This is a genomic window from Pedobacter segetis, assembly GCF_016623585.1.
GTDB lineage: Bacteria > Bacteroidota > Bacteroidia > Sphingobacteriales > Sphingobacteriaceae > Pseudopedobacter > Pseudopedobacter segetis.
The window spans coordinates 181,513-187,625 of record NZ_JAEHFY010000005.1 but is presented as its reverse complement, the minus strand read 5'-3'; the positions used below and the strand labels follow the sequence as shown (position 1 = coordinate 187,625).

The 6,113-nt window shown below is 34.8% G+C and carries 6 protein-coding genes; all 6 read left to right on the top strand.

What is annotated here, in order from left to right; genetic code table 11:
• Positions 1 to 439 precede the first annotated feature (439 nt).
• The 6 genes from I5M32_RS04975 to hemB all read left to right on the top strand — a co-directional run bounded on the left by I5M32_RS04975 (position 440) and on the right by hemB (position 6,061).
• Complete coding sequence (locus I5M32_RS04975) at positions 440 to 946, top strand: thioredoxin family protein (protein ID WP_200585085.1); 507 nt, start codon at positions 440 to 442, stop codon at positions 944 to 946.
• Positions 936 to 1,661 carry a subclass B1 metallo-beta-lactamase gene (gene bla / locus I5M32_RS04970; RefSeq protein ID WP_200585084.1) on the top strand — a complete coding sequence of 242 codons (726 nt, stop codon included), beginning with the start codon at positions 936 to 938 and terminating at the stop codon, positions 1,659 to 1,661. Before I5M32_RS04975 ends, bla begins: the two co-directional genes overlap by 11 nt.
• Positions 1,662 to 1,719: 58 nt before the next feature.
• Entirely contained in the window at positions 1,720 to 1,935 is a 216-nt protein-coding gene (locus tag I5M32_RS04965; RefSeq protein ID WP_200585083.1) for a CsbD family protein, read from the top strand.
• An 805-nt stretch (positions 1,936 to 2,740) separates the two neighbouring features.
• The gene (locus I5M32_RS04960; RefSeq protein WP_200585082.1) at positions 2,741 to 3,133 is read left to right on the top strand and encodes a DoxX family protein; all 393 of its coding nucleotides are present in this window, start codon (positions 2,741 to 2,743) and stop codon (positions 3,131 to 3,133) included.
• A gap of 157 nt (positions 3,134 to 3,290) precedes the next feature.
• Positions 3,291 to 4,883, top strand: coding sequence for a hydroxymethylbilane synthase (gene hemC / locus I5M32_RS04955; protein ID WP_200585081.1), 1,593 nt, complete (start codon positions 3,291 to 3,293; stop codon positions 4,881 to 4,883).
• 209 nt (positions 4,884 to 5,092) lie between these two features.
• Positions 5,093 to 6,061: a porphobilinogen synthase gene (gene hemB / locus I5M32_RS04950; RefSeq protein WP_200585080.1), complete on the top strand. Its 969-nt coding sequence runs from the start codon at positions 5,093 to 5,095 to the stop codon at positions 6,059 to 6,061.
• The last annotated feature ends 52 nt before the right edge of the window (positions 6,062 to 6,113 follow it).

Sequence of the window (6,113 nt, the reverse complement as noted above, 5' to 3'; positions counted from 1 at the left end):
GAACAATACACGCAGTAACGTTAGAGGGATTTCTAATAAAATTAACCCTGTTTGTTTTTGGTTTGCAATTAAGCAAAGCAATTAACTAGCAACTTGAATTAATTAGAGAATTGAACAGCGAACATAAAATTTATTGTCACTTTCCGCCAAAAAGAAATTCTGCAGATTTAACAAAACATGCCGAGGCAGTAATTCATCTCGAGCATTATGAGAAGCGTTTTAAGGATAGCCTTTTGCCTTACGAAATTCAAACACCTAAAGGTTTTATCATTAGAAAACCAGAGTCTTGGGTTTAGCATAGTTTATTAAACTAGAATTGGATATCACAACTTGATATTCCACTTTGGAATATCAAATCTTGAACAAGCAATACAATTCTTACTTCGCAATTACCAAAAACAGGCAATAAATCCCCATATTTGATTAACAATATTTTATCATGAAAATAAAACAAATCATCATCGCTTTATTATTTACCGTTTCTACAACGGCATTAATGGCGCAAGCCCAAGCTGCAAAACCAACTTTATACCACCCAGAAGCCGATGCGAAAAAGGAAATCGCAAATGCTGTTTTACAAGCAAAAAAAGAGGGTAAGAACGTGTTTATCCAAGTTGGCGGTAATTGGTGCGTATGGTGTTTAAGGTTTAATAAATTGGTTACAGAAACACCAGAACTTACCAAGTTGATGGATGATAATTATGTGGTAGTTCATGTAAATTACAGCAAAGAGAATAAAAATGAAGATGTTTTGGCGAGCTTGGGCTATCCTCAACGGTTTGGTTTCCCGGTTTTTGTAATTTTAGATGCTCATGGGAAGCGCTTGAATACCCAAAACTCTGCTTATTTAGAAGACGGAAAGGGCGGGCATAGCGAAAAACTGGTCTCAGAGTTTTTACAGTCTTGGACACCCAAAGCCATTGATCCCGAAACTTATGTTAAATAAATTTATCTTCGGTTTTTTGGGTGCTTATGTCACGCTCATCAGCTTTGTTGATGCACAAGATAAAACAGTAAACTTAAAACAAATCTCCAAAGGTGTTTACATACATGAATCATTTTTAGAGACCAAGGATTATGGTAAGGTATCATGCAATGGGATGGTTGTTATAAGCAAAGCAGATGCGATTATTTTTGATACCCCCGCAAATGAACCTGCATCCAAAGAACTCATTCGCTTGGTAACAGATAGCCTTCACGCAAAAATTATAGGGATGGTCATCAATCATTTTCATGAGGATTGTTTGGGGGGATTAAAAGTTCTTCACTCACAAAATATCCCATCTTATGCTAATCAAAGAACAATTTTATTAGCTAAAGCTAACGGTTATGAAGTACCACAGAATGGTTTCGATAAAAAATTAAATCTTAGGGTTGGATCTATAAAAGTAAAAAACTATTATTTGGGCCCTGCACATACACAAGATAATATAGTAAGCTATATCCCATCAAAAAAAACACTTTTTGGCGGGTGCATGGTAAAAGCAATTGGTGCTAATAAAGGGAATTTGGCAGATGCCGATACTACCCAATGGGCAAATACGATAAAAAAAGTGAAATTGCTGAAGCCAAACGTTGTAATTCCCGGTCATGGTAAATTTGGCGGGCAAGATTTGTTGGCTTATACCCAAAAGTTGTTCGCAGAAAAACAAGGAAATTAAAATCGCTTAAATTTTTCTAATCGCAATCTATGTATTATTTTTACGGCAAATAATTACCATGGCAGAAATTAGCATCAGTAACCAAAACTGGGATAGGTTAAAAATAAAGCTGAAAAGAAAATATAACCACTTATCAGACGATGATTTGATGTTTGAGGCCGGCCAAGAAGAAAAACTTATCGATCATTTGCAACATCGCCTAAACAGAAAACGCGAATACGTTGTATTTACCTTAAAAAAAGGCTTATTAAACATCGATAACAACAGGTTATGATTTTTATTTAGGGGCTTAAATATTCTTCTAGATAGTAGATTCTCTTGCTATTTTTACAAGCCCAACCAAAAGCTAGCGTTTCCGTACCTAATAGTTAAAACCCAGAAAATAAATTAATTTACCGCTAAGATCAAATAATGATTGTTGCGGTGATGCGCCAAAAATTAGGCAACCAAATTCTTATCTATAGAAACTTATCCATTATTTTTTAATAAGGCCAAACTTTAAACAAATCAATTTTTGTGTTAAACAGCTTAATTCGCCATTTTAACAAAGGCATAAATCTGCCATGAAATTTTTTTAAATTTTTAAAAAAGATTTACCTTAGGGTAAGAAATCAAATTTTTAAATAGCACTTAAAGAAGTGCTAAACCTAAACAAATCAGTTTATGAACATCGTAAATTTCCATTAAACATTTTAAGCTAGCGGCCAAAATATTTTTGATTTTTAGAAATAAAGCAGTTAATAATTAAACTTAGATTGGCTTTTGCCCAAATAGATAGGCAGCTTTTATTCATAAATTATAAGAAATTGTTAGATCAATGTTTAGGCTTTGGAAAAAGCTGCTTTTAAAGCAGCAATTCAACAAAAAAGTCTCATGAGTCTTTATTTAATAAATGATCTAAATGCACCCATCAAAAAGCACAAATAAAAAGATGTGATAACAATTGACGATACTAAGGTTTACAATTTCAATAGATCTATACAATTATTTGATAATGAACACAATAAAATTTAATATTGGAATCCATTAAATTAAAAAACAAGAAACAATTATATTTTTAAACCTAAAAATTAAAAAACATGAAAACTTCGATCAAAACAAAAATTTTATTTGTACTCTCCTTTTTATTTGGGCTAATGTTTATCAATGCAGGGCTAAATAAGTTCTTTAATTATATGCCGATGCCAAAAAATCTGCCAGAAAAAATGATGAAAGCGATGGGGGCTTTTATGGAAATTGGTTGGATTTTGCCTTTAGTGGGAATTGCTGAAATTATTGGCGGCTTTTTGATCATTATTCCTAGAACAAGGGCCTTGGGAGCATTGATAATTTTCCCAATAATGGTTGGCATATTTTTAACCAATATTTATCAAGATAGTAGCGGTTTGCCAATCGCAATAATTTTGGGAGCCATTTTAGTATGGATCATGATAGAAAACAGAAAAAAATATTTGCCCTTGATCAGTAGATAAGAATCATAAATAATTCTGTTTTATTTCTCCTCAAACCTTAAAACATCTACCTATTAAAAAAATTAAGTAACTAAATTGTCAATAGATACAATTAAAACGATGTAAAAGCGATAATCCATTTCCTAAATTTTATTTTTGTGCTTATAATCAGATAAAATTGGAAAGAACAATTACCATTGGTACAAGAGGAAGCGATCTGGCTTTATGGCAAGCAAACTTTGTAAAGGCAGCATTGGCGAAGATAAACATAAACGCCCAACTTAAAGTTATCAAAACCCAAGGAGACAATATTTTAAACCTCCGTTTAGATAAACTAGAAGGCAAAGGCTTTTTTACCAAAGAGTTAGAAGAGCAATTGTTAGATGGCAGTATAGATCTGGCCGTTCATTCGCATAAAGATTTACCCACAAAAAATCCGGAAGGTTTGGTAATAGCAGCCGTATCCGGAAGGGAAAATCCATCAGAAATCATTTTGATCCTTAAAGATTGTGTAGATGCCTCAAAAAAACTATCTGTTAAGCATAATGGTATCGTGGGCACATCATCTAACAGAAGGCAATCTCAATTACACGCCATACGCCCCGATTTGGAGTTCGAAAACTTGAGGGGAAATGTACCAACCCGCATCCAAAAACTAAGGGACGAAGATTATGATGCCATTATTATGGCGAAGGCAGGTGCAGAAAGATTAAAGATAGACCTTTCTGAGTTTTACGTAGAAGAGATAGAACCAACCGCAGAAATGGTCCCTTCCCCTGCACAAGGGGTTTTGGCAATCCAAATTAGAGAAAACGACAAAGAATTGTTTGATATACTTCAAAATTTAAACGATAAGGAAGTAGCAGAAAAAATTGGGGTAGAGCGTAAAGTCTTAAACTTATTTGATGGGGGCTGCCACATGCCATTGGGTTGCTTTTGTGAAAAAGACGAAGAAGGTATTTTTCATGCCTGGACAACCAAATCAATTGATCAGGATGAATTTCCGGATAGATTATACCTCACCTCAAACACAACTGAAGGTTTGGCAGAGAAAATAGTTTCAAAATTTGATTTAGCAAACAGAAAATTGCCAAAAACGGTTTTTATTTCTAGAGAATTGAGCGAGCATAGCTATTTTAGAAAGGCATTAGAAAAACACAAAATAAAAATAGAAGATCGCTCTTTGATCAGAACCGTACCAACAATACATAAGCTAGATTCTTATATTTTTAAACAAGTAGATTGGATTTTCTTTAGCAGCAAAAACGGCATAGAATACTTTTTTGAGCTAAACCCGCTTTTACCAAAAGGCATCAAATTTGGTGTGGTTGGCAGAGGATCGGAAGAGGCTTTAAAACAGCGTGGTAAAAAGGTTGATTTTATTGGCGAGAGTAGCGATACGGAAGAAATCTCAAAAGAATTTGCCCAAATAGCAAACGGACAAACCATTTTATTCCCCTTAGCAAAAGATTCTCTAAGAAGTATCCAAAAAGAATTAGCTAAGGATACCAAGATCATAGAAGTAGTGATCTACGAAACCATTTTAGAAGAGAACGTTGCCCAAACCTATGCCGATGTTTTGGTTTTTACCAGCCCATCTAACGTAGAGGCTTATTTTGAAGAAAATCTGTTAGAACCCAATCAGCAAGTGGTTGCCATTGGTAAATCTACCGGTAAAAAGTTTGAAGAAATGGGCGTGAAATATATTTTACCCGCTTCGCCCGATGAAATTGGCTTGGCAGAAGTTGTTTTTGGGATTGACGTTTTGTAGATCCAAGATGAAAGAATAAAGAATAAAGACAAAAAAAGGAATGAAAGTTTTACCCTATGGATTATTTGCGTTAACGATAGAAACGGCATTCCCGCCTGTAATGCGGGAAAGCTTTTTTTGCCTAAATAATCAACAAAATATGTTGCAAAAAAGATATATCCTCCAGCTGGCGGAGTGTTAAAACGCCCAAAATCTTTAAAAAAATAAAAATGCTACAAAGACCAAGAAGAAATAGAAAATCAGAGGTAATTAGGGAAATGGTGCAAGAAAACCATCTTCATGCTTCAGATTTTATTTTCCCTTTGTTCATCATCGATGGAAATAAACAAAAAACAGAAGTGGCTTCTATGCCCGGTATTTTTAGATATTCTATTGATAATTTATTGCTTGAAGTAGAAAGTTGCCTAAAGTTGGGTTTAAAATCTTTTGACCTCTTCCCAAATTTAGAGGAAAGTTTGAAAGATAAAACGGCATCCGAAAGCGTAAATGAGAAAGGTTTATATTTAAGGGCAATTAAAGCGGTAAAGCAAAATTTCCCCGAGGCCTGCATAGTTACCGACGTTGCCATGGATCCATACAGTTCTGATGGGCATGATGGTTTGGTAGAAAACGGGGAAATCGTGAACGATAAAACGTTAAAAATTTTGGCTGATATGTCGGTAGCGCAAGCAAAAGCGGGTGCAGATATCATTGCCCCTTCAGATATGATGGATGGCAGGGTTGGGTATATCCGTGAGGCATTGGACCAAAACGGGTTTAGCAATGTTTCTATCATGTCTTACACCGCAAAATATGCAAGTGCTTTTTACGGTCCTTTTAGAGATGCACTAAATTCGGCTCCCAAATTTGGCGATAAGAAAACCTATCAAATGAACCCCGCCAACCAAAGAGAAGCTTTAATTGAAGCCGCTTTAGATGTGCAAGAAGGAGCCGATTTTTTGATGGTAAAACCCGCCACTACCTATTTAGACATCATCAAATTATTAAAAGATAATTTCGATTTACCCATTGCCGCATATAATGTAAGTGGCGAGTACGCCATGGTTAAAGCCGCAATTGAAAAGGGCTGGTTGGATAATAGGGCAATCGCAGAGAAATTAATGTGCATTAAAAGAGCCGGTGCCGACGTGATTTTGACCTATCACGCTAAAGAAGTATTGGAAAATAAGTGGATATAAAACCTTACAATCCGTTGAAATATAATTTATTAAATTAGCAATTATAAATTTT